Here is a 25,569-nt window from a genome sequence, read left to right as displayed (position 1 = left end):
GCATCGAAAAGATCAAGCGCGGCGTCCCACCGCCCGCCGCGCGCCGTGGCCCGCGATCGCCCAAAGAAGGGCCGCCACGGCCCGAACAGGGAAGAAGGTCGGTCCATCCTGCGTGATCGGCGCCGGCCACGGGATGCCGGCCGCGCTCACCGCCCAGGAGAACAGCACCGAGAAGCCGAGCGCCGCAATCGCGGCGATGAACACCTTGCCGAACTGGCTGGCGGTCCAGCCGAGGTAGATCGCGACGGCGATCAGCGCCGGATCGAACGCGGCCCAGATCCAGACCGTCCAGGGATAATAGGGGACCGTCATGCCCACCAAGGCTCAGGCAGGGCCGTGCGGCCGGCTGAATCCTCGATCACCTGAGCCACCGCGAACAGCGTCTCCTCGTCGAAGGGCCGACCGATCAGCTGAAGGCCCAGCGGCAGCCCCTGGCCGTCGAGTCCGGCCGGCACGGCGATGCCGGGCAGGCCGGCCATGTTGACCGTCACAGTGAACACGTCGTTGAGGTACATCTCCACCGGGTCGGCCGAGGCCTTCTCACCGATCCCGAAGGCCGCCGACGGCGTCGCGGGGGTGAGGATCGCGTCGACCCCGTCCGCGTAGGCCGCCTCGAAGTCGCGCTTGATCAGCGTGCGGATCTTCTGCGCGCGGACGTAGTAGGCGTCGTAATAGCCGGCCGAGAGCACGTAGGTGCCGATCATGATGCGGCGCTTCACCTCGCGCCCGAAGCCGGCCGCGCGAGTGTTCTCGTACATCCCGGCGATGTCCTTGCCGGGTACCCGCAGGCCGTAACGCACGCCGTCGTAGCGGGCGAGGTTCGAGGAGGCCTCGGCCGGGGCCACGATGTAGTAGGCCGGCAGCGCATAGGACGTGTGCGGCAGCGAGATGTCCCGGAGTGTCGCGCCCGCCGCCTTCAGCCAGGCAGCACCCTCGTCCCAGAGCTTCTGGATTTCGGCCGGCATGCCGTCGACCCGGTATTCCCTGGGGATGCCGATCGTCAGACCCTTCACGCCGCGCGACACGGCGGCCTCGAAGTCCGGTACGGCCAGATCGGCACAGGTCGTGTCGCGGGGATCCGGCCCGGACATCGATCCCAGCAGGATCGCGCAGTCGCGGACCGTGCGGGCGATCGGACCGGCCTGATCCAGGGATGACGCGAACGCGACCGTGCCCCAGCGCGAGCACCGGCCGTAGGTGGGCTTGATCCCGACCGTGCCGGTGAAGGCAGCGGGCTGACGGATCGAGCCGCCCGTGTCGGTGGCCGTCGCACCCAGGCAGAGTTGCGCCGCCACGGCCGCGGCGGATCCGCCCGAGGAGCCGCCCGGCACCAGCGGGGCGTCCGAGCCCCTGCGACGCCAGGGAGAGACGACGTTCCCGAAGGCGCTGGTCTCGTTGGACGAGCCCATCGCGAACTCGTCGAGGTTCAGCTTGCCCAACATCACGGCGCCGTCGCGCCACAGGTTGGCCGACACCGCCGATTCATAGTGCGGCTCGAAAGCCTGCAGGATCTTGGAGCCCGCCGTGGTCGTCACGCCGTGCGTGCAGAACAGGTCCTTGATCCCGAGCGGGATGCCCTCCAGCGGCCCCGCCTCGCCGGATGCGATCTTCTCATCCGAGACGTCCGCCATCTGCAGGGCGCGATCGGGCGTCTCCAGAAGGTAGGCGTTCAGTGCGCGGGCCTTCGCCATCGCGTCGAGATGCGCCTGCGTCAGTTCGCGAGCCGAGAGGCGCTTCGCCTTGAGGGCGTCGCGCGCCTCGGCCAGGGTGAGTTCGTTCGGATTCACGCTGTTCACGTCCCCGCGCGCCGTCGCGCGCCTGCCCGCCAAAGATCCGGTTCCGGAGGTTCGCGCCGCGGCGCGGCTACTCAACCACCTTCGGAACCAGGAAGTAGTTGTCCTCGGTTTCGGGCGCGTTTGCGACCACGTCGGCGGCGCGGCCCCCCTCCGTGACCACGTCCTCGCGCTTCTTCATCGCCATCGGCGTCACCGAGGTCATCGGCTCGACGCCCGACACGTCGACCGTCCCGAGCTGCTCGACGAAGGCCAGGATGGCGTTCAGCTCACCCTGGAGCGGGCCGACTTCGTCGTCGGTGACCGCGATTCGCGCCAGGTGCGCGATGCGCCGAACCGTCTTCTCGTCGACCGACATGCCGCCCCGTTCGTTCCGTTCCGGGAGATGCCCCCCGAGATCGATCGGGCTATAGCATCGGCATTCGACGCGCCGCAACGCGCCCTGGGCTGTGCGTCCGACCGGCGGCCGTTCAGGTCACGACGTGGTTCGGAGTGACAGACATCTCGATGGAGATTCCGGTCTGGCGAACGGGCCGCACGACCGATTGCGTGACGCCGAGAACGAGGATCTCGAACGCGAGAAGCAGCATCCAGCACTGCTTGCGGGTCAGCGCACGCGCGGGTGCGCTACCAACCGTGGGGCGGTTCGGCGGGGCGGTCGTCGACATGGCGGTCACCCGTGATGGGGAATTAACGAAGTCTTAACCTACCTATTCGCGAACGGCTCCGCACGCATCCGAGGCGGTCTGCGGAGTTGGTTAAGGCTGTGGACGGCGGAGCGGGACCGATGTGGGAGCAGATCTTCACCAGCCTGTCGCCGGGTTTGACGGCGGATGACGCGGCGCTGGAGCAGGCGGCCGCTGCGCTGGATTTCGCGTTGCCGGACTCCTATCGCGGCTTCTGCAAAAGCTGCGGGGTCGGACTCGCGGGCGCGCAGTTCCGGATCGCGGTTCCGGCGGCGTTCGAGGCGGTCGATCTGGTCAACCAGGCCGGTGTCATCGCCCACAGCGTCGGCGCGGCCGTGCGGATGCTGCAGGATGAGCCCAACCCCCATCGCTTCGACGTCGACGGCGACGATCCGAGCGTCATCGAGCGCGCCTGCTTCTTCGGTGCGGGCGAGGATGGGAGCTTCCTGTTCTGGGACGTGTCCGGTTCCGGCCCCGAGTACGATATCTGGGTGCTCGCCCCCGACTTGGAGGCGGTTCGGTTCGGCGGCGAGAGCCTCACCGACTTCTTCACACGCGCTATGGCACCGTCGGCCGCCCTCGTCCTCGGACCGGGCGGCGATCCCCTCCCCGCCCGGTTCGACGGCTTCTCCGAGGCCACCCTGGCTCGAAGCGCGCAGATCGCACCATGAATCACGACGCGATCCGCGCCTTCGTTACGGCCTCCCGGGGTGGAGCGCGGCTGATCGGCATCGATCTCGGCACCAAGACGATCGGGCTCGCCCTGTCCGACCTGGGACGCCAGATCGCGACGCCCCTCGAAACGATCCGACGGGTGAAGTTCACGCCGGACGCACAACGGCTCGCCACCCTATGCCGACAGCACGCCGTCGGTGGTCTCGTGGTCGGCTTGCCGCTGAACATGGACGGGAGCGAGGGGCCGCGGGTCCAATCGACCCGCGCGTTTGTCCGCAACCTCGCGCCGATCCTGCCGCTGCCCCATGTCTTCTTCGATGAGCGCCTGTCGACCGCCGTGGTGACGCGCGCGCTGATCGAGGCCGATGCGTCCCGGGCTCGGCGTGGCGAACTCGTCGACAAGCTTGCCGCCGCCTACATCCTGCAAGGCTGTCTCGACGTCATGCGCCACCTTGCCGACCGAGACGCCGACGCGGATCCGCTCACCGACTGACCAGGGAAACCGTCCCGCTTCCGTGCCGCTCGATCCGGCCGTCCAATTCCAACTCCAGAAGGACGGATTGAACGACCCGGGCTCCGACGCCAGCGCACCGCGCCAATTCGTCGGTGCCGACCGGGCACGGTCCCAGGAGAGCGATGATCCGCGCGCGGTCATCCGCGGGTTCGGGCGGGTCGAACCCGATCTCGTCAGTGGCGGTATCGGGACGCCCGCGGGGGGCGTGAGGCGGTGCGGAATTCGGCAAGTACGCGTCGAGGTCGATCTCGTCCCAGAAGTCGGGCTGCTCGGCGAGATCCGGCCCGCCCCGCGCCGGCGCGGCTTCGGCCTCCGGGCCGCCCTCGATGATCGGGCCGAGGACGTCGAGGACGTGGGACACGTCGGACACGAGGGTGGCGCCCTGGCGGATCAGGTCGTTGGTGCCCTCCGCCCGGGGATCGAGCGGCGACCCGGGAACCGCGAAGACCTCACGATTCTGGTCCAGGGCGAAGCGCGCCGTGATGAGGGAGCCGGAGCGCCGCGCCGCCTCGACGACGATTGTTCCGTAGGACAGACCGGAGATGATGCGGTTGCGCCGGGGAAAATCCCGCCCGCGCGGCTCCCAGCCCATCGGCATCTCGGCCAGCACGGCCCCGCCCTCCCCGAGGATCGCGTCGACCAGCGCGGCGTGGCTCGCCGGGTAGATCCGGTCCTGCCCGCCGGCCATGACGGCGACCGTGCCGGTGCTGAGGCTCGCCCTGTGCGCCCGCACGTCGATACCCCGGGCGAGGCCCGAAACGATCGTGAGCCCCGATTCGCCGAGACCGCGGGTCAGCCGCTCCGCGAAGGCGAGGCCGGCGGTCGAGGCGTTGCGGGAACCGACCACGGCCACCGCCGGCCTGTTCAGGATCGGTGCGCCGCGCAGTGCCAGGAGCGGAGGCGCGGCATCGGTCCAGTGCAGCAGGCGGGGATAATCCACCTCGCCGGCGGCGATCAGGCGACCGCCGATGCGGTCCAGGGCGGCGACCTCGTCCTCAGCCTGCGCCTGCGTGAACAACACGGCCGGCCTGCCCTGGCGCCGCGCGAGGGCGGGCAGGGCCTCGAGGGCCGCCGCAGCGCCACCGAAGCGGTTGATGAGGGCACGGAAGCTGCGCGGGCCGACGCCCTCCGTCCGGATCAGACGCAGCCAGTCGAGCCGTTGGGCGTCGGTGAGCTGCATGCACCATCCCCCGAGGCCTGCGCGCCGCGCGTGCTCAGCCCTTCTGGCCGATACGCCCCTCCGTGCCCGATGCGAGTCGGCGGATGTTGGGGGCGTGCTTCCACCATAGCAGCAGGCCGAGGAGGAGAAACAGCAACGCTTGCGCCGGGGCGCCGAGCGCCCACAGGGCCAGCGGCGTCGCCGCCGACGCGGCCAGAGCGGCGAGCGAGGAATACTTGAGCGCGAAGGCCAGACCGAGCCAGATCGCCGCGAAAAGGCCCAGAGCCGGAGGGCTGAAGGCGAGGAGCACGCCGATGAATGTCGCGACGCCCTTGCCGCCCTTGAAGCCGAGCCAGACCGGGAAGAGGTGCCCGAGGAAGGCCCCGAATCCCGCGGCCAGGGCAGCGCCCTCGCCCATCTGCCGCGCGATCAGGACGGCGGCGGTGCCCTTCAAGGCGTCGCCCAGGAGTGTCGCGGCGGCGAGACCTTTCCGGCCCGTGCGCAGCACGTTGGTGGCGCCGATATTGCCCGAGCCGATCGCCCGCACGTCCCCGAGGCCGGCAAACTTGGTCAGGATCAGGCCGAACGGGATGGAGCCGAGGGCGTAGCCGAGGGCGAGACCGCCCAGCGCGGCCGGCGTCGCGAGATCCGGGGGCATCATGCGGCCGCCGCGAGATCGTCGGCCGCGTGCACGATCCGGCCGCCCACCAGCGTCAGTACCGCCGCCCCCTGGAGACGCGCCTCGTCGAACGGCGAGTTCTTCGAGCGCGACTTCAGGCGGCGCTTGTCGAGGACGTAGGGCAGATCGGGATCGATCAGGACCAAGTCGGCGGGGGCGCCGACCGCCAGCCGTCCGGCCGCGCGGCCGAGGATTCGCGCCGGGTTCACGGTGAGCGCCGCGACGAGCTTGGACAGCGCGAGGTCGCCGGTATGGACGAGGCGCATCGCGGCTCCGAGCAGGGTCTCGATGCCCAGCGCCCCGTCCGCCGCTTCGGCGAAGGGCAGACGCTTGGTCTCCACATCCTGCGGGTTGTGATCGGATACGACCACGTCGACCACGCCCTCGTCGAGGGCGCTCACCACCGCGTGCCGGTCGGTCTCGTGACGCAGGGGCGGCGAGAGCCGGCAGAAGGTGCGATAATGGCCGATGTCGTTCTCGTTGAGAACGAGGTTGTTCACCGAGACACCGCAGGTCACCGGCAGGCCGTCCTGCTTGGCGCGGCGGACGATCTCGACCGAATCGGCACAGGAAATCATCGCCGCGTGGTAGCGGGCGCCGGTCAGCCGGACGAGGCGGATGTCGCGCTCCAGCATCACGGTCTCGGCCTCGCGGGGGATGCCCATCAGGCCGAGGCGTGAGGCGAGCTCGCCCTCGTTCATCACGCCTTCGGACACCAAGTCCGGATCCTCGACATGCTGCATGATCAGGGCGTCGAAATCCCGGGCATAGGTCAGGGCACGCCGAAGCACCTGGGCATTCGACACCGCGCGCAGGCCATCGGTGAAGGCGACGGCGCCGGCTTCCTTGAGCAGGCCGAACTCGGTCATCTCCCTGCCGGCCAAGCCCTTGGTGATGGCGGCGGCGGGGAGAACGTTGACGCAGGCGGTATCGCGCGCTCGGCGGAGCACGAAATCGACGATGGCCGGCCCGTCGATCACCGGGTTCGTGTCGGGCATGCACACCAGCGTCGTGACGCCGCCCGCGGCCGCTGCTGCGCTCGCCGAGGCGAGGGTCTCGCGGTGCTCCGCCCCCGGTTCGCCCACGAAGGCGCGCATGTCGATCAGCCCCGGGGTCAGCACGCGGCCTGTGCAGTCCACCCGCTTCGCCTCGTCCGGGGCGCCCGGGGCCGCACCGGCGGCGATGTCGGCGATGCGGCCGTCCCGCACCAGCACCGCGCCGGCGGTCTCACGGCCGGTCGCGGGATCGAGCAGGTTGGCGTTCGTGAGAAGGTAGCTGCTCACAGGGGCGCCCTCGCGGAAGAGGCCGGGCCGTCGAGGCGCATGGCGAGGCCGGCCGCCGCCATGTGCGCCTTCGCCTCGGCGACGCTTGCCTGCCCGAAATGGAAGATGGAGGCCGCCAGCACCGCGCTCGCGCCGCCCTCGGCCACGCCGGCCACGAGGTCGTCGAGGCCGCCGACCCCGCCCGAGGCGATCACCGGCACGGTGACGGCGTCGCTAATCGCCCGCGTCAGGGCGAGGTCGTAGCCGGAGCGGGTCCCGTCCTTGTCCATGGAGGTGACCAGCAGTTCGCCCGCGCCCTTCCCGGCGACCAGCCGCGCGAACGCGACGGCGTCGATCCCCGTCGGATCGCGGCCGCCATGGGTGAAGATCTCCCACGCCGCCGGAGCACCGGGCGGCGCAACGCGCTTGGCATCGATCGCCACGACGATGCACTGGGCGCCGAACTTCTCGGCGGCCCTGGCTACGAGGTCGGGATCCTTCACGGCCGCGGTGTTGATCGCGACCTTGTCGGCGCCGGCGAGCAGCAGCGCGCGCACGTCCTCGACGGTGCGCACGCCCCCGCCGACGGTGAGGGGCATGAAGCAGGCCTCGGCGGTGCGGCTGACGATGTCCAGCAGGGTGCCGCGGGCCTCGCGGCTCGCGGTGATATCGAGGAAGCAGAGTTCGTCGGCGCCGGCCGCGTCGTAGACCTTGGCGGCCTCGACGGGATCGCCAGCATCGCGCAGGCCCTCGAAACGCACGCCCTTCACGACGCGCCCGTCCTTCACGTCGAGGCAGGGAATGATGCGGATCTTCAGCACGGGCGGCGTCTCATGTCGCGAGCCTCTGGAGATATCACGCTGCCGGGCCGCGCGCCGCAGCGATCGCCGCCAGGGCCGCCTCCGGGTCGATGCGGCCGTCGTAGAGCGCCCGGCCCGTGATCGCGCCTGCGATCAGGGCGCAATCCGGCTGCAGCAGTCGGTGCACGTCGTCGATCGAGGCGAGGCCGCCCGATGCGATCACCGGGATGCGCACGGCCTGGGCGAGGGCCAGGGTCATCTCGACGTTGAGCCCCTTCAGGATCCCGTCGCGGGCGATGTCGGTGTAGATGATGGCCGCGACACCCGCGTCCTCGAACCGGCGTCCCAGCTCCTCCGCCGTCATGCTGGAGGTCTGGGCCCAACCCTCGACCGCGACGCGGCCGTCCTTGGCGTCGATCCCGACCGCGATCTTACCGGGATACTTCCGGGCCGCCTCCCGGACGAAGCCGGGATCGCGCACCGCCGCGGTGCCGATGATCGCCCGGGCGACGCCCTTGCCCAGCCAGCCCTCCAGTGTCTTCATCTCGCGGATGCCGCCGCCGAGCTGGACCGGGATCCCCACCCGCGCGAGGATCGCGTCCACGGCCTCCGCGTTCCGCGGCGCGCCCGCGAAGGCGCCGTCGAGATCGACCACGTGGAGCCAGGGGAAGCCCTGCGCCTCGAAGATGGCAGCCTGGGCGGCCGGATCGTCGCCGAAGACCTTGGCCTGCGCCATGTCCCCCTGGATGAGGCGGACGCAACGCCCCTCTTTCAGGTCGATCGCCGGGTACAGGATCACGGGCGTTACAGTCCTTCTTGCCGAGGCGGAGCCGCCCTCAGGGCCGCCAGTTCAGGAAATTGGCGATGAGCGCGAGGCCCAGACGCTGACTTTTCTCGGGGTGGAACTGGGTCCCGGCGATGTTGTCCCGCGCGACGAGGGCCGTGACCGGCCCGCCGTACTCGGCGCGCGCCACCACGTCGTCCGGGCGCTCGGCGGTCAGCGCGTAACTGTGCACGAAATAGGCGTGCGAGCCGTCCTCGCCGGTCGGGATCCCGGCAAGGAGCGCGTGGTCGCGCTCGGCCCGCAGGGTGTTCCATCCCATGTGGGGAACCTTGAGGGCCGGGTCCGAAGGCCGGATCGGCCCGACATCTCCGGGGATCCAGCCGAGACCGGGGGTGGTCGTGTATTCCAGGCCGCGGCTGGCCAGCAGCTGCATCCCCACGCAGATCCCCAGGAAGGGTCGTCCGGCCCCGTGGGCAGCGTGCGTCATCGCCTCGACCATGCCGGGCACCGCGTCAAGCCCGCGGCGGCAATCCGCGTACGCCCCCACGCCCGGCAGGACGACGCGATCGGCCGACGCCACGACCTCCGGCTCGGAGGTTAAGCGGATCCGCGCGTCGCAGCCGCTCTCGCGAGCGGCGCGCTCGAAGGCCTTGGCGGCGGAATGGAGATTGCCCGACCCGTAATCGATGATCGCGACGGTCTCGGCGCTCATGCTCGTCTCGCCCGTGAACTCATCGTGCGCCTTCCTGGGCGGGGAACAGGCCGATCACCGGCTCCGAACGCCGGCTCGGACCGCTCGGGAACGGGGAACGCGGCGTTCCGGCGCTTGCACCGAGCCAGCGATTGAGCGCCCGGAACTCGGCCTCTTCGCGGCTTGCGGCAGTGACGGCGTCGCGCGCCGGCCAGCCACGTCGCGCCAAGGTCCAGCGGCGGAGGCTCGACGCCTCGAGGCCGATCAGCCACGCGGCCAGGAGAGAGGCGATCAGGCCGGCGCCGGTGGACAAGCCGAGCGCGATGCCGGCACCGGCGAGGGCGACGAGGGCGACCAGCACGATCAGCGCCGCGACCCAAAGGCGATGGAAGAGGAACCACAGCACCGTGTAGGCGAAGGCCGCCCAGGAGAAGCCGTCCGGCACCAGCACGGCCCGGTCGAGGCCGATCGCCTCGCCCGGCCGCGCCTCCGTGGGCAGGTGGAGCGTGTAGCTGCGCATCCGCATCGTGGGACTCCGGCTGAGCACTCCGGACGGCCGAAGGGCCGGCCGGTGCGGGACGACGACAGGTCTACAGGGAGCCCTTCGTGGAGGGAACGCGCCCCTCCTCGCGCGGATCGACGGCCACGGCCCGCCGCAAGGCGCGGGCCAGCCCCTTGAAGCAGCTCTCCGCGATGTGATGGGCGTTGTCGCCGTACAGCGTCTCGACGTGCAGGGTCAGGCCGGCATTCATGGCGAAGGCCTGGAACCACTCGCGCACCAGTTCGGTGTCGAAGTTCCCGATCTTCTCCACGCGGAAGGAGGTGCGGAAGACCAGGAACGGCCGACCGGAAATGTCGACGCAGACCCGGGTCAGCGCCTCGTCCATCGGCAGGTGGATGTCGGCGTAGCGCGTCACGCCGCGCTTGTCGCCGAGCGCCTTCGCGAAGGCCTGCCCCAGAGCGATACCGCAATCCTCGGCGGAATGGTGCTGGTCGATATGCAGGTCGCCATCGACCTTGACGTCCAGATCGAACAGGGCGTGGCGCGCCAGCAGATCGAGCATGTGATCGAGGAAGCCGATCCCGGTGGCGATGTTCGACCGGCCGGTGCCGTCGAGGGACACGGTGACCGCGATATCGGTTTCGGCGGTCTTCCGCGTGATGGTGGCGCTGCGCATATTGTCGGACTTCGCATCGAGGGCGGCCGCGGCCGCTCGCGCCTTCTAGAGGGAGTCCCGGCCGAATGGAAAGGGCTGCGCCCTATCCGTTCAGCACCCGCCCCGCCACGGCGTCGAGCTTGGCCAGGAGCGCGGCGTCGCGGACGGCGGGCGCCGTCATGATCGCTCCGTCGAGCGCCCGGTGCGAGCCCGCCGGGCACGGCTCGCGCTCCGCCGGGAAATCCCGGGCCAGCCGCGCCACCAGCCGGGCCGCCTTGTCGGCATTCGCGCGGGCGACCGCGACGACGGCGGCGACGTCTACAGCGTCGTGTCCCGGATGCCAGCAATCGTAATCGGTCACCATGGCGATGGTGGCGTAGGTGATCTCCGCCTCGCGGGCGAGTTTAGCCTCGGGCATGTTGGTCATGCCGATCACGTCGAAGCCCTGCGCCTTGTAGGCCCGCGATTCGGCGAGCGAGGAAAATTGCGGCCCGTCCATGCAGACGTAGGTACCGCCCCGGTGGACGGCGATGTCCTCGGCTTTCGCGGCGGACGCGATGCGCGCCTGGAGTCCCGGTCCGACCGGATGGGCCAGCGAGACGTGGGCCACGCAGCCATCGCCGAAGAACGAGGAGGCCCGTCCGTGCGTGCGGTCGACGAACTGGTCGATGAGGACGAAGAGGCCCGGCGGCAGATCCTCGCGGAACGATCCGCAAGCGGAGAGCGAGACGAGGTCCGTCACGCCGGCCCGCTTCATGGCGTCGATGTTGGCGCGGTAGTTGATGCCCGACGGCGCGTAGCGATGGCCGCGGCCGTGCCGGGCCAGGAACACGACCCTGGTGTCACCGATCCGCCCGGTGCGCAGGGCGTCGGACGGTTCGCCCCACGGCGAGGCGACGCGCTCTTCGCGCACGTCCGCGAGCCCCGGCAGGTCGTACACGCCCGACCCGCCCATCACGCCGAGCACCGCTGCCGTCATTTCGTTTTCCTCGTCGTCGCGCCGCGCACCAGGAGGCCGCCCGTTCCTGCCACCCCCTCACCCTGAGGCGCCGGCGCGTAGCCGAGACCTCGAACGCCGAGGGCTCCGGGGACCGCGCGGGCGATTTCTTATGAGGGTGTTATCGCGACCGACCCGCCGTCCCCCGACCGATCGCCGGGCGGCGACCGGTAGCACGCCCCCGGAGCCCAAAAAAGATGGGCCTCCCGAGGGAGGCCCATGGCATCGCGCAACCCGTCTCCGCGCTCAGAACGTCTTGTGCAGCTCCGGCTGGAGGCCGTGCACCTCGCCGCCGACATCGGCCCAGACCTTCTTCTTCACGTAGTACAGCAGCCCCGACAGGATGATCAGGAACAGGATCACCCGGAAGCCGAGCGCCTTGCGGTCCATCATGTGCGGCTCGGCCGCCCACATCAGGAAGGCCGCCACGTCCTTGCCGTACTGGTCGACCGTCTCGGGCACGACCGGCTGACCCTGATCGTTCTTCGGATAGGTGACCTGACCGTCGGTGATCGGCGGAGGCATCGCGATGATGTGGCCGGGATAGTACTTGTTGTAGTGCCCACCATCCGGCACCGTGAAATCCTTCGGCGCTTCCTCGTAGCCGTTGAGCAGCGCGTGGATGTAGTCCGGCCCCTGCTCTGAATAGCCGACGACCGGCAGCCAGTCGGTCAGGAAGTAGAGCGACCCGCGGGAGAAGGTCCGGGCCTTGGCGATTACCGAGAAGTCCGGAGGCGCCTTGCCGCCATTGGCCGCCGCCGCAGCCTGATCGTTCGGGAATGGCGGCGGGAAGTTGTCGGCCGGGCGGCCGGGCCGCTCGAACATGTCGCCGGCGTCGTTCGGTCCGTCCTTGACTTGGTAGGTCGCGGCCAGGGCCTTGACCTGTGCGGCGCTGAAGTCGGGCCCGCCGTCCTGCGCGAGGTTCCGGAAAGAGACCAGCTTCATCGAGTGGCAGCTGGAGCAGACTTCCTTGTAGACCTGGAAGCCGCGCTGCAGCTGTGCCGTGTCGAACCGGCCGAACGTGCCGGCGAAGCTCCAGTTCACGCGGGCCGGGATCGGCCCGCCATGCCCTTCCTGGGCGGAGACCGGCACGGTGCCGATCAGCAGGGCCGCCATGGCGGCCGCAGCGGCAGTCGAGAGGACACGGGTCATCATCATGGTCCTGTCGTCAGCCCGTCAGCCCTTGGTGGTCGGTGCGGCGGCGGCACCCGCCGGCATGCCGGATCCGCTCACCTGCTTGCCCGGCCCGGTCACGCTCTCCAGGATCGAACCCGGCAACTTCTTGGGCGTCTCGAACAGGCCGCAGAGCGGCATGACGATCAGGAAGTGGGCGAAGTAGTAGGCCGTGCAGATCTGCGACGCCAGGACGTAGCCCCCTTCCGGCGGCTGCGAACCGAGCCACCCGAGCAGCAGCGTCGCGCCGATGAACGCCCAGAAGAACTGGCGGTAGATCGGCCGGTAGTTGCAGGAGCGGACGCGGGACCAGTCCAGCCACGGTGCGAACGCCAGGATAAGCACCGCGGAGAACATCAGGATGACGCCGCCGAGCTTGCTCGGGACCGCGCGCAGGATCGCGTAGAACGGCAGGAAGTACCATTCTGGCACGATGTGCGCCGGCGTCACCGCGGGGTTCGCCTGGATGTAGTTGTCGGCGTGTCCGAGGTAGTTCGGCTGGTAGAACAGGAACCACGCGAACAGGATCATGAACACGCAGGTGGCGAACACGTCCTTGATCGTGGCGTACGGGGTGAACGGCACAGCGTCCTTGCCCGACTTGATCGGGATGCCGGCCGGGTTGTTCTGACCGGTGACGTGCAGGGCCCAGACGTGAAGCACGACGACGCCGGCGATCATCCACGGCAGCAGGTAATGCAGCGAGAAGAACCGGTTCACGGTCGGGTTGCCCACCGAGTAGCCGCCCCACAGCAGGGTCTGGATCGTGTCGCCCACGACGGGGATCGCCGCCAGGATGTTGGTGATGACGGTGGCACCCCAGAAGCTCATCTGGCCCCAAGGCAGCGTGTAGCCGAGGAACGCCGTGGCCATCATCAGCAGGTAGATGACGACGCCGAGGATGTAGAGCACCTCGCGCGGGGCCTTGTACGATCCGTAATACAGGGCGCGGAACATGTGGACGTAGACGGCCACGAAGAACATCGAGGCGCCGTTGGCGTGCGCGTAACGCAGCAGCCAGCCGTAGTTGACGTCGCGCATGATCTTCTCGACGGAGTTGAAGGCTCCCGTCGCCGAAGGCTCGTAGTGCATCGCCAGCCACACGCCGGTGATGATCTGGATACCCAGGAAGGCAGCGAGAATCGCGCCGAAGGTCCAGAAGTAGTTGAGGTTCCGAGGAACCGGGTAGGCAATGAAGGACGAATGCACCAGCCCGGCGATGGGCAGGCGCGCCTCGAACCATTTGGCCACGCGGCTCTTGGGGACGTAGGTGCTGGCCGTTCCGCTCATGCTTCCGTCCTCCTCAGGCCGCTTCCTTGCCGCCTTCGCCGATCCGGATCTTGCTGTCCGTCTCGAAGGCGTAAGGCGGGATCGGCAGGTTGATGGGCGCCGGCCCATGGCGCACCCGGCCCACCGCGTCGAACTGCGAGCCGTGGCACGGGCAGGCCCAGCCCTCGAAGCTGCCCTGATGGCCGATCGGCACGCAGCCCAGGTGGGTGCAGTTGCCGTAGACCACGAGCCACTGGTCGTGGCCGTTCTTAACCCGCGTCGTGAACGCGGCCGGATCGATCATGGCCGACAGCGGGACCGCCTTCATGTCGGTCAGTTCCTTCGCGGTCAGCTTGCGCACGAAGATCAGCTTGCCGCGCCAGAACACGTTGACGATCTGACCGTCCTGGATGGGCGTCAGATCGACTTCGATCGGGGCACCGGCCGCGATCGTCTCGGCGTCCGGCGCCATCGACGACACGAGCGGCCACGCTGCGGCCGCGGCGCCGACCGCGAGGCCGGCACCGGTGGCCAGGAACAGAAAATCGCGACGGCTGCCATCCGGCCCGAGGGCAGTGGCAGCGGCGGCAGTGTTATTCGCCAAGATTCGGAACTCCATGCGTCGGCGTGAGGGCCGCAGGCGCCCTGCTTCGATGTCCCGGCTGGGACAACATCAAAGCATTATCGTTCTAAGGCGCGCAATGAGACCGTCTGCCGCCCCGGAGTCAAGCACCCGTGTGCAGCGCAGCAACGGCGTTGGAACAGGATCGGCGCGTTCTGTTGCCGCCCTCGGTCGATCAGGCCACGGCGCTGTCGAGTCGCGCCGCGGCGTCGCCCAGGAATCCGCCCGACTGGCGGGTCCACAGGCCCGCATAGACGCCGCCCCGGGCGACCAGCTGGGCGTGGGTGCCCTGCTCGATGATCCGCCCGCGGTCGATGACGACCAGCCGGTCGAGGGCCGCGATCGTCGAGAGACGGTGGGCGATGGCCAGCACCGTCTTGCCCGCCATCAGCATGTCGAGGGATTCCTGGATCGCCGCCTCGACCTGGCTGTCGAGTGCGGAGGTCGCCTCGTCCAGGATGAGAATCGGTGCATCCTTGAGCATCACCCGGGCGATGGCGATCCTCTGGCGCTGGCCGCCCGACAATTTGACGCCGCGCTCGCCGACCTGGGCGTCATAGCCGCGCCGACCCTTGTGGTCGATGAGATCGGCGATGAACGCCTCGGCATGGGCCAGCCGCGCCGCCCGAGCGATGGCTTCTTCGTCGGCATCCGGTCGCCCATAGGCGATGTTGTCACGGATCGACCGGTGAAGCAGCGACGTGTCCTGGCTGACCATCGCGATGGCCTGGCGCAGGGAGGTCTGCGTGACCGTGGCGATGTCCTGGCCGTCCACGAGGATCCGACCGCTCTCGACGTCGTAGAGACGCAGGAGGAGGCTCGCGAGCGTCGACTTGCCCGCGCCGCTCACGCCGACCAGGCCCACCTTCTCGCCCGAGCGGATTGTCAGCGAGAAATCCTCGATGATGGTGGCGTCGCCGCGTCCGTAGTGGAAGCCCACGTTCTCGAAGCGGATCTCGCCGCCCGAGACGACGATCTCCCGGGCGTCCGGGGCGTCGACCAGCGCGTGCGGCCGCGCCATCGTCTGCATGCTTTCCTGAACGACGCCGACATTCTCGAACACGCCGCGGACCGTCTGCATCACCCATCCCGACATGGCGATCAGGCGCAGGACGAGGGCGAGACCCGCGGAGGCTTCCCCGGTCGTCATGCCGCCGTCGCGCCAGAGGACGAGGCACGCCGCGCCCGTGGCGATCAGGAGGCCGCTGTTGAGGATGCCGAGGAGGCTCGTGGTCAGGGTGACCAGCCGGAACTGGTGCAGGTAAGCGTCGGTGTGGACCTCCACCGCGTCCCGGACCGCGGCCCGTTCCTCACGGTCGCGGGCGAAGAGCTTCACCGTCAGGATGTTGGTGTAGCTGTCGACGATGCGTCCGATGAGCGTCGAGCGTGTGTCGGCGGTGCGGTGGGAACGCGTCCGCGCCCGGGGCACGAACCACGTCGTCAAGGCGGCATAGGCCGCGATCCAGACGAGGACCGGGACGGCGAGCCACGGGGAGATCGACCCGAACAGCCCGACCGCGGTGATGGCGTAGATCGCCACGTAGAGGAGCGTATCGATGAAGACGACGGCGAGTTCGCGCACCGCCGGGCCGACTTGGACGACCCGGTTCGCCAATCGGCCGGAGAAGTCGCCCTGGAAATACGAGAGTGCGTGGCCGAGCGTGTAGAGATGCGCCCGCCACCGGATCTGGCTGGTCGATTGCGGCACGACGAGCTGGTTCGACAGGACTTCGTGGGCCCAGATCGAGAGTGGTCGCACCACCGCGATCAGGCCGATCACGAGGCCCAACCCCACCGCGTGGTCCGACAGCACCGTCGCCCGGTCGGCGGTGCCGAGCAGGTCGATGAACCAGCGCATGACGAGGTAGAGAGACGCCTCCACCGTGCCGGCGACGATCGCGATGACGAACAGGAGCGCCAGCGCCACGCGGATGGGACGCAGGTAGAACCACGCGAAACCGATGACCGACCGGGGCGGCATCCGCGATTCGTCGAAGGGCGCGAACGGGTCGACTCGGCGCTCGAGCCAATCGAGGAACATGCTGCCGGGGGGTGTGAGACTGCGGGAGCCCCTGATGTAAGCCCGGGCCGCCACGTGCCAACCGTGCGGAGTGGTCGCGGCGGCGATCACCGCGACGGGTCGCGGGCCACGGCCGGATTTACCGAGCCGCCCCTGTATCATGCAGGGGCGGCGTGCCCGCCCTAGCGATTGAGGGCCAGCGCCGCGCCCGACTTGGTCAACGCCCCGTCCAGGCCGACGCCACCTTGCCGCAGGCGAGCCGCCACCGACCCGCCCGGCTGATAGAGGTAGACCTCACCGTCGCGGAAATCCCAGGCCGAGACCCGGGCGAGATCCTTGTTGGCGCACCCCGAGGCCGTGGCCTTGTACAGGTCGAGGGCCGGGGCGCTCGACAGCGTGACCTTGCAGTTCGCGCCCGTGGCGTCCCGCGCATCCCAGGTTCCGACCACCGAGGCGCGTCCGCTCGCAACGACCGGCGGCGGCGGCGGCGGGGGCGCGACCGGCTCGGCTATGACGGTCGGGGTGGACGGCGAGAGTGCCGCCTGGGCTCCTGGGGGAGGCGGCGCGTCCGGGCTCGCGGCCACGCCGGGCGGCGGCGCCAGCGGTGCGGCGGTGACGGTCCCGGACGGGATCGCCGTCACCGCGTCCAAGGCGCCCTGCTGGGCCGGCGCGCGGGTGCGCGGCGCGTCCAGGCGACTCGACGCGCAGGCGCCGAGGGTGGCGCTCAGGCAGAGGACTGCGAATGTCGGCAAAGTCGGGCGCAGCATCGGTCCACTTCGAGTCGGGCTGGGAGCAGCGCGGACGCGCTTCCCGCCTGACTCGGGTTCAAATGCGCTGACCGCAAGGCGTTCGCTCCCTCACCGCACGAAAGCGGTGCGGACGACCCGCCTTTCTTCCCCGGTGTGACCGGGAGGCCTCACCGGGCGGGGAACCAGATCGGAATCCCGGTCGGGATCAGAGCGTGCGCTCGACCATCATCTTCTTGATCTCGGCGATGGCCTTCGCCGGATTCAGGTTCTTCGGGCAGGTGTTCGCGCAGTTCATGATCGTGTGGCAGCGATAGAGCCGGAAGGGATCGTGCAGCCCGTCCAGACGGTGACCGGTGTTCTCGTCGCGGGAATCGATCAGCCAGCGATAGGCCTGGAGCAGAGCGGCCGGGCCGAGGAACTTGTCGCCGTTCCACCAGTAGCTCGGGCACGAGGTGCTGCAGCAGGCGCACAGGATGCACTCGTAGAGGCCGTCGAGCCGCGAGCGGTCCTGCGGGGTCTGCCGCCACTCCTTCTCGGGGGCCGGCGTCTCGGTCTGGAGCCAGGGCTCGATGGCAGCGTGCTGCGCGTAGAAGTTCGTGAGATCCGGAACGAGGTCCTTCAGGACCGGCATGTGGGGGAGCGGGTAGATCCGGATCGCCCCGTCCTTGTCCTTGCGGGTGAGGACCGGCAGGGCGTTGTCCGGGCTCTTGCATTCGTCGATGCCCATCGTGCAGGCGAGCGCGTTCTGCCCTTCGATGTTCATCGCGCAGGAGCCGCAGATCCCCTCCCGGCAGGAGCGGCGGAAGACCAGCGTCGAATCGACCTTGTTCTTGATCCACAGCAGCGCGTCGAGGACCATGGGCCCGCAATCCTCGCGGTCGACCTGATAGGTGTCGATCCGCGGATTGGCCCCGTCGTCCGGGTTCCAGCGATAGATCTTGAAGGTCTGCAGGCTCTTGGCGCCGGCGGGCGCCGGCCAGGAGCGACCCTGCGTGATCTGAGAGTTCTTCGGAAGATTGAACTGAGCCATGATTGTCGGCGGCTTCCGCTAGAGCAGAACAAGGCGAACGCAGGGACGTGCCCTGCGTCGCGCTCAAGATGTGTAAGTCAGATCAGTACACGCGGGCCTTAGGCTCGATGTATTGGATCTCGTTCGACATCGTATAGGTGTGCACCGGGCGATAATCGATGTTGACCTGCTGCCGTCCCTCGTCGAGCCAGGACAGGGTGTGCTTCATCCAGTCCTTGTCGTCGCGGTCGGGGAAGTCCTCGCGGGCGTGGGCACCGCGTGATTCCTTCCGGTTGGCGGCCGATTCCATCGTCACCACCGCCTGTCCGATCAGGTTGTCGAACTCCAGCGTCTCCAGGAGATCGGTGTTCCAGACCAGCGAACGGTCGGTGATCTTCACGTCGGCGGACGCGTTCCAGACCTTGTGGATCAGGCCCTTGCCCTCCTCCAGGACCTCGCCGGTGCGGAACACGGCGCAGTTGTTCTGCATCGTCTTCTGCATCTCGGCGCGGAGCTCCGCAGTCGGGGTGGAGCCGTTGGCGTAGCGGAAGCGGTCGAGGCGCTCGAGGGCCTTGTCGGTGGCGCCCTTGGGCAGTTCCATGGCCCGGCCGTTCGGCTCGACGATCTCGGCGCAGCGCTTGCCGGCGGCGCGACCGAACACGACGAGGTCGATCAGCGAGTTCGAGCCGAGGCGGTTGGCGCCGTGGACGGAGACGCAGGCCGCCTCGCCGATGGCCATCAGGCCCGGAACGACCGTGTCGGGGTTGCCGTCCCGCAGGGTCAGCACCTCGCCGTGGTAGTTCGTGGGGATGCCGCCCATGTTGTAGTGCACGGTCGGGATGACCGGGATCGGCTCCTTGGTCACGTCGACGCCCGCGAAGATCTTGGCGCTCTCCGAGATGCCGGGCAGGCGCTCGTGCAGGATCTTCGGATCCAAGTGGTCGAGGTGCAGGTAGATGTGGTCCTTGTCCTTGCCGACGCCGCGGCCGTCGCGGATCTCCATGGTCATGGAGCGCGAGACCACGTCGCGCGAGGCGAGATCCTTCGCCGACGGGGCGTAGCGCTCCATGAAGCGCTCGCCCTCCGAGTTCGTCAGGTAGCCGCCCTCGCCGCGAGACCCCTCCGTGATCAGGCAGCCGGCTCCGTAGATCCCGGTCGGATGGAACTGCACGAACTCCATGTCCTGCAGCGGCAGGCCGGCGCGCAGAACCATGGCGTTGCCGTCGCCCGTGCAGGTATGGGCGGACGTCGCCGAGAAGTAGGCGCGGCCGTAGCCGCCGGTCGCCAGGATGGTCATCTGGGCGCGGAAGCGGTGGATCTCGCCCGTGGCCTGGTCGAGGGCGATGACCCCGCGGCAGCGGCCCTCCTCGTCCATGATCAGGTCGAGGGCGAAGTACTCGATGAAGAAGTCGGTCTGGTTCTTCACCGCCTGCCCATAGAGGGTGTGCAGCATGGCGTGGCCGGTGCGGTCGGCCGCCGCGCAGGTCCGCTGCGCGGTGCCTTTGCCGTAATCGGTGGTCATGCCGCCGAACGGGCGCTGGTAGATCTTGCCCTCCTCCGTGCGGGAGAACGGCACGCCCCAGTGCTCCAGCTCGTAGACGGCCGCGGGCGCGTTCCGGACGAGGTACTCGATGGCGTCCTGATCGCCGAGCCAGTCCGACCCCTTCACGGTGTCGTACATGTGCCAGCGCCAGTCGTCCGGGCCCATGTTGCCGAGCGAGGCCGAGATGCCGCCCTGTGCGGCGACGGTGTGCGAGCGGGTCGGGAACACCTTGGTGATGCAGGCGGTGCGCAGCCCCGCTTCCGAGCAGCCCACCGTGGCGCGCAGGCCCGCGCCGCCCGCGCCGACGATCACCACGTCGAAGGCGTGATCGTGGATCGTGTAGGCAGGCCCGCTGCCGTTTGTGCCGTTGACGGCCATGGTCGGCTCCTCGAAATTGGTGATGGCGGGTTCAGGCCGGCTGTCCGAAGCCGATGCGCAGGACCGCGTAGACGCACGCCACGGCCACCAGGACCGCGTAGACGTTGTTGGCGAACACGGCGACGATTTTGGTCGCCTGCGCGTGGACGTAATCCTCGATGACCACTTGCATGCCGATCCGCATGTGGAGCGTGACCGAGAGGAATGCCAGAATGAGAATGATGGAAACGAAAGGGTTCGCGACCACGTGGACTGCGTCCGCGTATCCCTTGCCAGCCATCCTCGCGATGATGACCACGAAGGACAGCATCAGCACAGTATTGGTCACTGCGGTAATTCGTTGCAGCCACCAGTGGCCGACGCCGTGATGGGCGACGCCGAGACCGGCGACGCGGGCGCGGGGCGTGCGGATCGAGACGCTCGTGTCCTGGCGGACCTGTTCCTTGGCCATGCCGACCTCCTCAGCGGACCAGAAGGGCGACCGCCCAGATGACGATCGTGAGCGCGGTCGATCCGATCAGCGTCAGGCGGGACATGGCGAGGCGCTTTTCGCGATCGAACCCGATCCCGAAATCCCACGCCAGATGGCGCAGGCCACCGAGCATGTGGTGCATGAGGATCCACGTGTAGACGAACAGGATGAGCCGGCCGATCAGCGAACCGAAGAACCCGGCCACGTAAGAGTAGGCCACGGGGCCCGAAGCCAAGGCGACCAGCCAGATCGCCACGAGGGCAGTTCCGCCGTAGAGCGCCGTGCCGGTGACGCGGTGGAACACCGACATCGCCATGGTCCAGGTCCAGCGATAGATCTGGAGATGCGGCGACATGGGCTGTGCCACTGTCGGGCGTGCGGTGGGTGCCATCGTTTTGAAGCCTCGCAGCGGCGAACTGGACCGTCTCTAATCTGGTAGCGCTAGTGCCTGCCGGGGCAAGCCGCAATGCGTCATGCTGCAACGCAATGTGGGACCGGGCGCGACACTATTGGGAATCTGTCACTTCAGTTGCCCCAGGATGCGCCACCAGACGTAATCCAGCGGCACCGCCACCAGCAGCGAGACCACGCCGAAGCTCAAGGTGAGCCGCGTCGCATCCCGGAGGCGGATGCCGCCGAGTTCGCTGGCGAACACGATCGGGGGCGCCTGGTAGGGGAAGAATAGGGTCGAGTAGCCGATCACCTGTATCGAGACGACCGCCAACGGTGACAGGCCACTGGCCTCCGTCATCTCGCCGGTGAGGCCGGTGTAGAGCGCCGGAGCGCCGTTGGCCGTCACCATCAGGGTCAGAACCGTGCCGAGGCCGGTCAGGATCGCAAAGTTCTTCGCGTCCGCACCGGGCTCCAGGGGCGCGACCGCCAGCATCAGGTGCCCGAGCCGCTCGCCGAGTCCGGTCTCGTTGACCAGGGCCACGAGACCGAGCAGCGCCGCGATGTAGAAGCATGTCCGCAAATTGACCTGCTGGAACGCCTCAGCGGGAAGCACGCCAATCCGTGGCATCAGGCAGATCACCGCGGCCGCGAGCCCGACCCAGGCGGGGGCGAGGCCGTGCAGGCTGTCGGTCATCCAGAGGGCGAGCGTACAGGCCAGGATGATCGCGAGGCGCCGCTCGGCACCCGAGATCGGCGGCAGGGTCGGCAGACCCCGCGCGGTTTCCGCGAGCCGGTCCGGGAACAACCGCACGATCAGGGCCACCAGCATGGCGCCCTTCGCCAGCGCCAGGACCGGCGCATGGAGCACGAAGTAGGACAGGTAAGACAGGTGCAGGCCGAGAAGGCGCTCCGCCGAGCCGGCCATGACCAGGTTCGGCACGTTGGCCGGCAGGATCGCCGCGGACAGGATCGGCGTCGCCACGCCCACCGCCAGAACGGCGCCGGTCCGCCCCGGCCGGCCGGCTTTCAGCCCGTACGCATCGCACAGCGCCAGCGTGATCGGGATCATCAGCGCGATGCGGCCGAGGTTCGACGGCATGACGAAGGCGATGAGGAAGCTCAACATCACCAGCCCGGCGATGAACCGACCGTAGGAGCCCGACAGGCGCGCGGCGAGCGACCGTGCCATGCGGGCGCCCAGTCCCGTGCGGGTCATGCCCTGACCCACGATCATCCCGGAGAGGACCAGCCAGAACGCGGAGGCCGAGAAGCCGGAGAAGATCGTCCCGGCGCCGCCGAGACGCAGCAGCATCGCCAGGCCGAAGAACGCGAGGGCGGTGACGACTTCGGGCAGCAGGGCGGTCGCCCACAGCCCCATGCACAGCACGAGGAGAACCGCCGTCACCGGAATAACCGCTCCCCCGCTCATGCGCCCCTCGCGACCGACCCTGGAACGTGGGCCTCCGGCATCGTGGCCCCTCTGGAATCGTTCGCAATTCGGATGTTCTTGATGGTGCCTTCGTCAACGACGAAGGCAGGCCGCGGCTTTGCCTGCGGCTCGAAGTCATTCATCGTCATCCTTTCCGCCCCGTGACGAAGGCCTGGCCACCACGCCGGCGCGTCGGCGTTCTCGAAAAAGCGGCGCTCAAGCTTCGTGTCCGGTTTTGCAGGCGTCCGCGCCGCCCCGATTCTCGCCACCGCAACATCGTTCGCGCGATCCGGCGGGCGGGCCACGGCCGCCGCCGGCACCATCGATCCAGCGGCAAGATTCCTCCCGGGACAGCTCGAAGCTCGGAGCGCTGCTCGCGGTATCGGCCCGCATGAGCACAAGAGTCTCGACCTCGGCCAGGGCGCGGCCAAGGTCCAGCCGGTCGCCGGGACGATTGTCCCGTGATGGCTGGGCCGATCCCGGCTATCGGAACGGCGGCTCGTCGAAGCTCCGCAGCTTCCGCGAGTGCAGCCCCTGCCGATCGGCGCGAAGCGAGTCCAGCGCCGCGAGCCCGACCCGCAAATGCTCCGAGACCGCCCGGTCGTAGAAGGCGTTGGCGGCGCCGGGCAGCTTGATCTCGCCGTGGAGCGGCTTGTCGGAGACGCAGAGCAGCGCCCCGTAAGGGACCCGCAGGCGGAAGCCCTGCGCCGCCACGGTGCCGCTCTCCATGTCGACCGCAACGGCGCGGGACTGGTTGATCCGCCGACGCTCCTGGCTGAAGCGCAACTCCCAATTGCGATCGTCGTAGGTCACCACCGTGCCGGTGCGCAGCCGCCGCTTGAGGGCGTCGGCCTGCTCTCCAGTGACGAGGGCGGCGGCATTCTGCAGCGCGACCTGGACCTCCGCGAGGGCCGGCACCGGTACGTCCGGCGGCACCAACTCGTCGAGGATGCGGTCGCGGCGGAGATAGGCGTGCGCCAGGACGTAGTCGCCGATGGTTTGGGATTGCCGCAGGCCGCCGCAATGCCCGACCATCAGCCAGCAATCGGGGCGCAGAACCGCGAGGTGATCGGTGATGGTCTTCGCGTTCGAGGGACCGACGCCGATGTTGACCAGGGTCGTGCCCTGATGGGTTCCGTCCGTACCCCGGGCGACGAGGTGATAGGCCGGCATCTGATGGCGGTGCCAGGGTGAGGCCGCGATCACCGCCGCCGGATCGGCGCTCGCCGCTTCGGCCCGGCTGACCGAGACCCCGCCCGGCAGGACCAGCCGCTCGAAGCCTTCCTCACCGGAGGCGAGCCGCTCAAGGCCGTGGCGGACGAACTGGTCCACGTAGCGATGATAGTTGGTCAGCAGGATCCAGGGCTGAACGTCGCGCCAGTCGCAACCCGTGTAGTGGACCAGTCGCCGGAGCGAGTAGTCGACCCGCACGGCGTCGAACAGCGCGAGGGGCAGCGGCTCGCCCGCCGGCTGGTCGAAGGTGCCGTCGGCGATCTCGTCCCCGACGAGCGACAGGAGCGGCACCGGAAAATAAGTGGCGAGATCGGCGCCGTCGACCGCCCGGCCGCGGGCGTCGAGGCCGGTTTCCAGAACGTAGGGATAGGGGATCTCCTGCGCGCTGAGGCCGACCTCCAGGCTGATCCCGTAATCGGCGATGAGCGGCCCCAGCTGGCGGGAAAGATAGTCCCGAAAGAAAGCCGGATGGGTCACCGTCGTGGCGTAGGTGCCAGCGGCCTGAAGCTTGGCGGTGGCCCGCCGGACCCGCGGCAGCGGCCCTTCGGGGCGGTAGCTGATGCGCAGCTCGGGATAGCGGAACGCCAAGCGCTCGGTGGCGTCGGGGGGCGGGCCGCCGGCGAGGTAGCGCTCCAGGGCGCGCCGCAGGGCACCGGCCGCGTCGTCGTAGAGTTCCACCAAGCGGTCGATGGCGGTCTTGGCATCCGCCACCGCCTGCATCGGCCGCAATTCCCGCTCGATCATGGCACCTCCGATCCTGGTCCGGCTCTACACCGACGCCCGCGGCGGGGCGAGATGCGGGCTTGCCGGCCTCGGGCGCTTGGCCGACAAGCCGGCCGGAGCACAGCGAGGACGCATGAGCGCGGACGAGTTCGGGATCCGTCCCGGTGAGGAGATGGCGACCCTGCCGCCGACCTTCGACGCCGGCCTCCACTTCATCGGGCGCCTGCGCACGCCCTGGCAATCCCGCTCTGCATGTCCGAAGAACGGGTTGCAAACCGACGCGCTCTGCACCGTCGAGGTCGATCCAACCTTCGCGCCCGGCCTGCGCAATGTCACGGGCTGCACGCACCTGATCCTGCTCTACTGGATGGACCGGGCGACCCGCGGCCTCGTGGTGCAGCAGCCGCGCCACGCCGATGGGCCACGCGGCACCTTCTCGCTGCGTTCGCCCGCGCGGCCGAACCCGATCGCCCTGTCGGTGGTGGAGTTGATCGGCCGGGAGTCGAATAGCCTGCGGGTGCGCGGCCTCGACTGCCTCGACGGCACGCCGCTCCTCGACATCAAGCCCTACTACGCGTCGACGGACGCGCGGCCCGACGCGCTCGTCGATCGCGCCGGGGCGGTTTCGTGAAACGTGTCGCCGTGCTCATCCTGGCTGGCGTGGTGCTGCTCGCCCTCGGCGGCGTCGCCGGATGGCGCCTGCACCGGCCCGGGACCGACGCGCGGGCCTACGCGGAGATGCGCCTCATCGCCGTCCAGGTCAGCCTCGACGAGGCGCCGCCCGACTACGTGTTCTGGGCCGGCGACTCGCAGGTGGAGCTGCAGCCCGGCAGCCAGCGGCCCTGCGGGCTGGATTTTCTCAGCGGCGGCGTCAGCGGCGCCACGGCCGCCAGCTACAGCGACTATCTCGGGCGCCTCACCTTCAAGGTCCATCCCCGGATCGCGGCGCTGACGATCGGCACCAACGATATCCTGGTCAAGAACAATCCCCAATTGCACATGCCGACCGAGCAGTTCGAGGCCGCAACCGAGGCGATCGTCAAGCGGCTCCAGAGCCTGAGCGCACGGGTGGTCGTGACCGCCCTCCCCCCGGTCGGACGGGAGATCGGCACGCTCGTGGATGCGGGCGCGGTGCCGGATTATTCACGGCGGCTGGAGAAGCTCTGCGGACGGCTGGGCTGCACCTTCGCGGATCCGTTCGCGGATCTGCGCGATGGCGACACGGGCTACGCCAAGCCGGGCGCGCTCCGCGACGGGCTGCACCTCGCGGCGTTCCGGCCGGCTTTGAAGGCCCTCGAGCCGGCGTTGTGCGGGCGCTGAGGTTCCGGACGGGCCTCGCCCCGGATCGCGCCCCGCCGT

The 25,569-nt window shown here is 69.2% G+C and carries 29 protein-coding genes; 4 read left to right on the top strand and 25 right to left on the bottom strand.

Translation table 11 applies throughout. The features are described 5' to 3' along the window. Window positions 1–12: 12 nt before the first annotated feature. The 4 genes from MKK82_RS23200 to MKK82_RS23185 form a co-directional block, all read right to left on the bottom strand. Window positions 13–312, bottom strand: a complete 300-nt coding sequence (locus MKK82_RS23200; RefSeq protein WP_238285433.1) for a hypothetical protein — start codon at window positions 310–312, stop codon at window positions 13–15. After that, window positions 309–1,787, bottom strand: a complete 1,479-nt coding sequence (gene gatA, locus MKK82_RS23195; protein ID WP_243986934.1) for an Asp-tRNA(Asn)/Glu-tRNA(Gln) amidotransferase subunit GatA — start codon at window positions 1,785–1,787, stop codon at window positions 309–311. The genes MKK82_RS23200 and gatA overlap by 4 nt, the downstream gene beginning before the upstream one ends. 76 nt (window positions 1,788–1,863) lie before the next feature. After that, the gene (gene gatC / locus MKK82_RS23190) at window positions 1,864–2,151 is read right to left on the bottom strand and encodes an Asp-tRNA(Asn)/Glu-tRNA(Gln) amidotransferase subunit GatC (RefSeq protein ID WP_091713574.1); all 288 of its coding nucleotides are present in this window, start codon (window positions 2,149–2,151) and stop codon (window positions 1,864–1,866) included. 112 nt (window positions 2,152–2,263) lie between these two features. Beyond that, the gene (locus MKK82_RS23185; RefSeq protein ID WP_238285436.1) at window positions 2,264–2,461 is read right to left on the bottom strand and encodes a hypothetical protein; all 198 of its coding nucleotides are present in this window, start codon (window positions 2,459–2,461) and stop codon (window positions 2,264–2,266) included. A 119-nt stretch (window positions 2,462–2,580) separates the two neighbouring features. Here MKK82_RS23185 and MKK82_RS23180 point away from each other — a divergent pair, with 119 nt between their 5' ends. Then, complete coding sequence (locus tag MKK82_RS23180; protein ID WP_238285437.1) at window positions 2,581–3,150, top strand: SMI1/KNR4 family protein; 570 nt, start codon at window positions 2,581–2,583, stop codon at window positions 3,148–3,150. Further along, on the top strand, window positions 3,147–3,647 hold the full coding sequence (ruvX, locus tag MKK82_RS23175; RefSeq protein WP_238285438.1) for a Holliday junction resolvase RuvX: 501 nt from the start codon (window positions 3,147–3,149) through the stop codon (window positions 3,645–3,647). The genes MKK82_RS23180 and ruvX overlap by 4 nt, the downstream gene beginning before the upstream one ends. On the opposite strand, the gene dprA is transcribed toward ruvX, so the two are convergent. The 21 genes from dprA to MKK82_RS23070 form a co-directional block, all read right to left on the bottom strand. Further along, window positions 3,637–4,848, bottom strand: a complete 1,212-nt coding sequence (dprA, locus tag MKK82_RS23170; RefSeq protein WP_243986933.1) for a DNA-processing protein DprA — start codon at window positions 4,846–4,848, stop codon at window positions 3,637–3,639. The two genes, ruvX and dprA, sit on opposite strands and share 11 nt — an antisense overlap. Window positions 4,849–4,882: 34 nt before the next feature. Then, complete coding sequence (gene plsY, locus MKK82_RS23165; RefSeq protein WP_243986968.1) at window positions 4,883–5,485, bottom strand: glycerol-3-phosphate 1-O-acyltransferase PlsY; 603 nt, start codon at window positions 5,483–5,485, stop codon at window positions 4,883–4,885. Next, window positions 5,485–6,789: a dihydroorotase gene (locus MKK82_RS23160; RefSeq protein ID WP_238285440.1), complete on the bottom strand. Its 1,305-nt coding sequence runs from the start codon at window positions 6,787–6,789 to the stop codon at window positions 5,485–5,487. The genes plsY and MKK82_RS23160 overlap by 1 nt, the downstream gene beginning before the upstream one ends. Further along, window positions 6,786–7,589 carry an imidazole glycerol phosphate synthase subunit HisF gene (gene hisF / locus MKK82_RS23155; protein WP_238285441.1) on the bottom strand — a complete coding sequence of 268 codons (804 nt, stop codon included), beginning with the start codon at window positions 7,587–7,589 and terminating at the stop codon, window positions 6,786–6,788. Before hisF ends, MKK82_RS23160 begins: the two co-directional genes overlap by 4 nt. A gap of 34 nt (window positions 7,590–7,623) precedes the next feature. Next, on the bottom strand, window positions 7,624–8,367 hold the full coding sequence (gene hisA / locus MKK82_RS23150; RefSeq protein ID WP_243986931.1) for a 1-(5-phosphoribosyl)-5-[(5-phosphoribosylamino)methylideneamino]imidazole-4-carboxamide isomerase: 744 nt from the start codon (window positions 8,365–8,367) through the stop codon (window positions 7,624–7,626). A gap of 37 nt (window positions 8,368–8,404) precedes the next feature. Continuing rightward, window positions 8,405–9,064: an imidazole glycerol phosphate synthase subunit HisH gene (gene hisH / locus MKK82_RS23145; RefSeq protein WP_238285443.1), complete on the bottom strand. Its 660-nt coding sequence runs from the start codon at window positions 9,062–9,064 to the stop codon at window positions 8,405–8,407. Window positions 9,065–9,083: 19 nt separating this feature from the next. After that, the gene (locus MKK82_RS23140) at window positions 9,084–9,569 is read right to left on the bottom strand and encodes a DUF2628 domain-containing protein (protein ID WP_238285444.1); all 486 of its coding nucleotides are present in this window, start codon (window positions 9,567–9,569) and stop codon (window positions 9,084–9,086) included. Window positions 9,570–9,633: 64 nt separating this feature from the next. Further along, window positions 9,634–10,221, bottom strand: a complete 588-nt coding sequence (hisB, locus tag MKK82_RS23135) for an imidazoleglycerol-phosphate dehydratase HisB (protein WP_238285446.1) — start codon at window positions 10,219–10,221, stop codon at window positions 9,634–9,636. A gap of 82 nt (window positions 10,222–10,303) precedes the next feature. Continuing rightward, window positions 10,304–11,179, bottom strand: coding sequence for an S-methyl-5'-thioadenosine phosphorylase (locus MKK82_RS23130; RefSeq protein WP_238285448.1), 876 nt, complete (start codon window positions 11,177–11,179; stop codon window positions 10,304–10,306). Window positions 11,180–11,443: 264 nt separating this feature from the next. Further along, on the bottom strand, window positions 11,444–12,355 hold the full coding sequence (locus MKK82_RS23125) for a cytochrome c1 (RefSeq protein WP_238285450.1): 912 nt from the start codon (window positions 12,353–12,355) through the stop codon (window positions 11,444–11,446). An 18-nt stretch (window positions 12,356–12,373) separates the two neighbouring features. Next, complete coding sequence (locus MKK82_RS23120; RefSeq protein ID WP_238285451.1) at window positions 12,374–13,660, bottom strand: cytochrome b; 1,287 nt, start codon at window positions 13,658–13,660, stop codon at window positions 12,374–12,376. 13 nt (window positions 13,661–13,673) lie between these two features. After that, window positions 13,674–14,258, bottom strand: coding sequence for a ubiquinol-cytochrome c reductase iron-sulfur subunit (gene petA, locus MKK82_RS23115; RefSeq protein WP_243986929.1), 585 nt, complete (start codon window positions 14,256–14,258; stop codon window positions 13,674–13,676). A 178-nt stretch (window positions 14,259–14,436) separates the two neighbouring features. Next, window positions 14,437–16,302 (bottom strand): ABC transporter ATP-binding protein, encoded by a 1,866-nt coding sequence (locus tag MKK82_RS23110; protein ID WP_238285701.1) that lies wholly within the window; start codon window positions 16,300–16,302, stop codon window positions 14,437–14,439. Between the two features lie 161 nt (window positions 16,303–16,463). Beyond that, a complete protein-coding gene (locus MKK82_RS23105; RefSeq protein WP_238285453.1) occupies window positions 16,464–17,048 on the bottom strand; it encodes an AprI/Inh family metalloprotease inhibitor in 585 nt (194 codons plus the stop codon). 187 nt (window positions 17,049–17,235) lie between these two features. After that, window positions 17,236–18,060: a succinate dehydrogenase iron-sulfur subunit gene (locus MKK82_RS23100; RefSeq protein ID WP_238285454.1), complete on the bottom strand. Its 825-nt coding sequence runs from the start codon at window positions 18,058–18,060 to the stop codon at window positions 17,236–17,238. Window positions 18,061–18,142: 82 nt separating this feature from the next. Then, complete coding sequence (gene sdhA / locus MKK82_RS23095) at window positions 18,143–19,960, bottom strand: succinate dehydrogenase flavoprotein subunit (RefSeq protein ID WP_238285455.1); 1,818 nt, start codon at window positions 19,958–19,960, stop codon at window positions 18,143–18,145. Window positions 19,961–19,991: 31 nt separating this feature from the next. Beyond that, on the bottom strand, window positions 19,992–20,411 hold the full coding sequence (sdhD, locus tag MKK82_RS23090; protein ID WP_243986928.1) for a succinate dehydrogenase, hydrophobic membrane anchor protein: 420 nt from the start codon (window positions 20,409–20,411) through the stop codon (window positions 19,992–19,994). A gap of 10 nt (window positions 20,412–20,421) precedes the next feature. After that, window positions 20,422–20,823, bottom strand: a complete 402-nt coding sequence (gene sdhC, locus MKK82_RS23085) for a succinate dehydrogenase, cytochrome b556 subunit (RefSeq protein ID WP_238285457.1) — start codon at window positions 20,821–20,823, stop codon at window positions 20,422–20,424. A 129-nt stretch (window positions 20,824–20,952) separates the two neighbouring features. Continuing rightward, entirely contained in the window at window positions 20,953–22,254 is a 1,302-nt protein-coding gene (locus MKK82_RS23080) for an SLC13 family permease (protein ID WP_238285459.1), read from the bottom strand. Continuing rightward, window positions 22,251–22,559: a hypothetical protein gene (locus MKK82_RS23075; protein WP_238285460.1), complete on the bottom strand. Its 309-nt coding sequence runs from the start codon at window positions 22,557–22,559 to the stop codon at window positions 22,251–22,253. Before MKK82_RS23075 ends, MKK82_RS23080 begins: the two co-directional genes overlap by 4 nt. 178 nt (window positions 22,560–22,737) lie before the next feature. Continuing rightward, window positions 22,738–24,231: an AMP nucleosidase gene (locus tag MKK82_RS23070; RefSeq protein ID WP_238285462.1), complete on the bottom strand. Its 1,494-nt coding sequence runs from the start codon at window positions 24,229–24,231 to the stop codon at window positions 22,738–22,740. A 112-nt stretch (window positions 24,232–24,343) separates the two neighbouring features. On the opposite strand from MKK82_RS23070, the gene tsaA reads away from it, so the two are divergent. Then, entirely contained in the window at window positions 24,344–24,841 is a 498-nt protein-coding gene (gene tsaA / locus MKK82_RS23065) for a tRNA (N6-threonylcarbamoyladenosine(37)-N6)-methyltransferase TrmO (RefSeq protein ID WP_238285464.1), read from the top strand. Further along, complete coding sequence (locus MKK82_RS23060) at window positions 24,838–25,530, top strand: SGNH/GDSL hydrolase family protein (protein ID WP_243986927.1); 693 nt, start codon at window positions 24,838–24,840, stop codon at window positions 25,528–25,530. The genes tsaA and MKK82_RS23060 overlap by 4 nt, the downstream gene beginning before the upstream one ends. Window positions 25,531–25,569: the final 39 nt, after the last annotated feature.

This window comes from Methylobacterium sp. E-046, from assembly GCF_022829625.1.
In the GTDB taxonomy this organism is placed as follows: domain Bacteria; phylum Pseudomonadota; class Alphaproteobacteria; order Rhizobiales; family Beijerinckiaceae; genus Methylobacterium; species Methylobacterium longum.
Note: the sequence above shows the minus strand (reverse complement) of the source record. Positions and strands in the feature narration are given on the sequence as shown.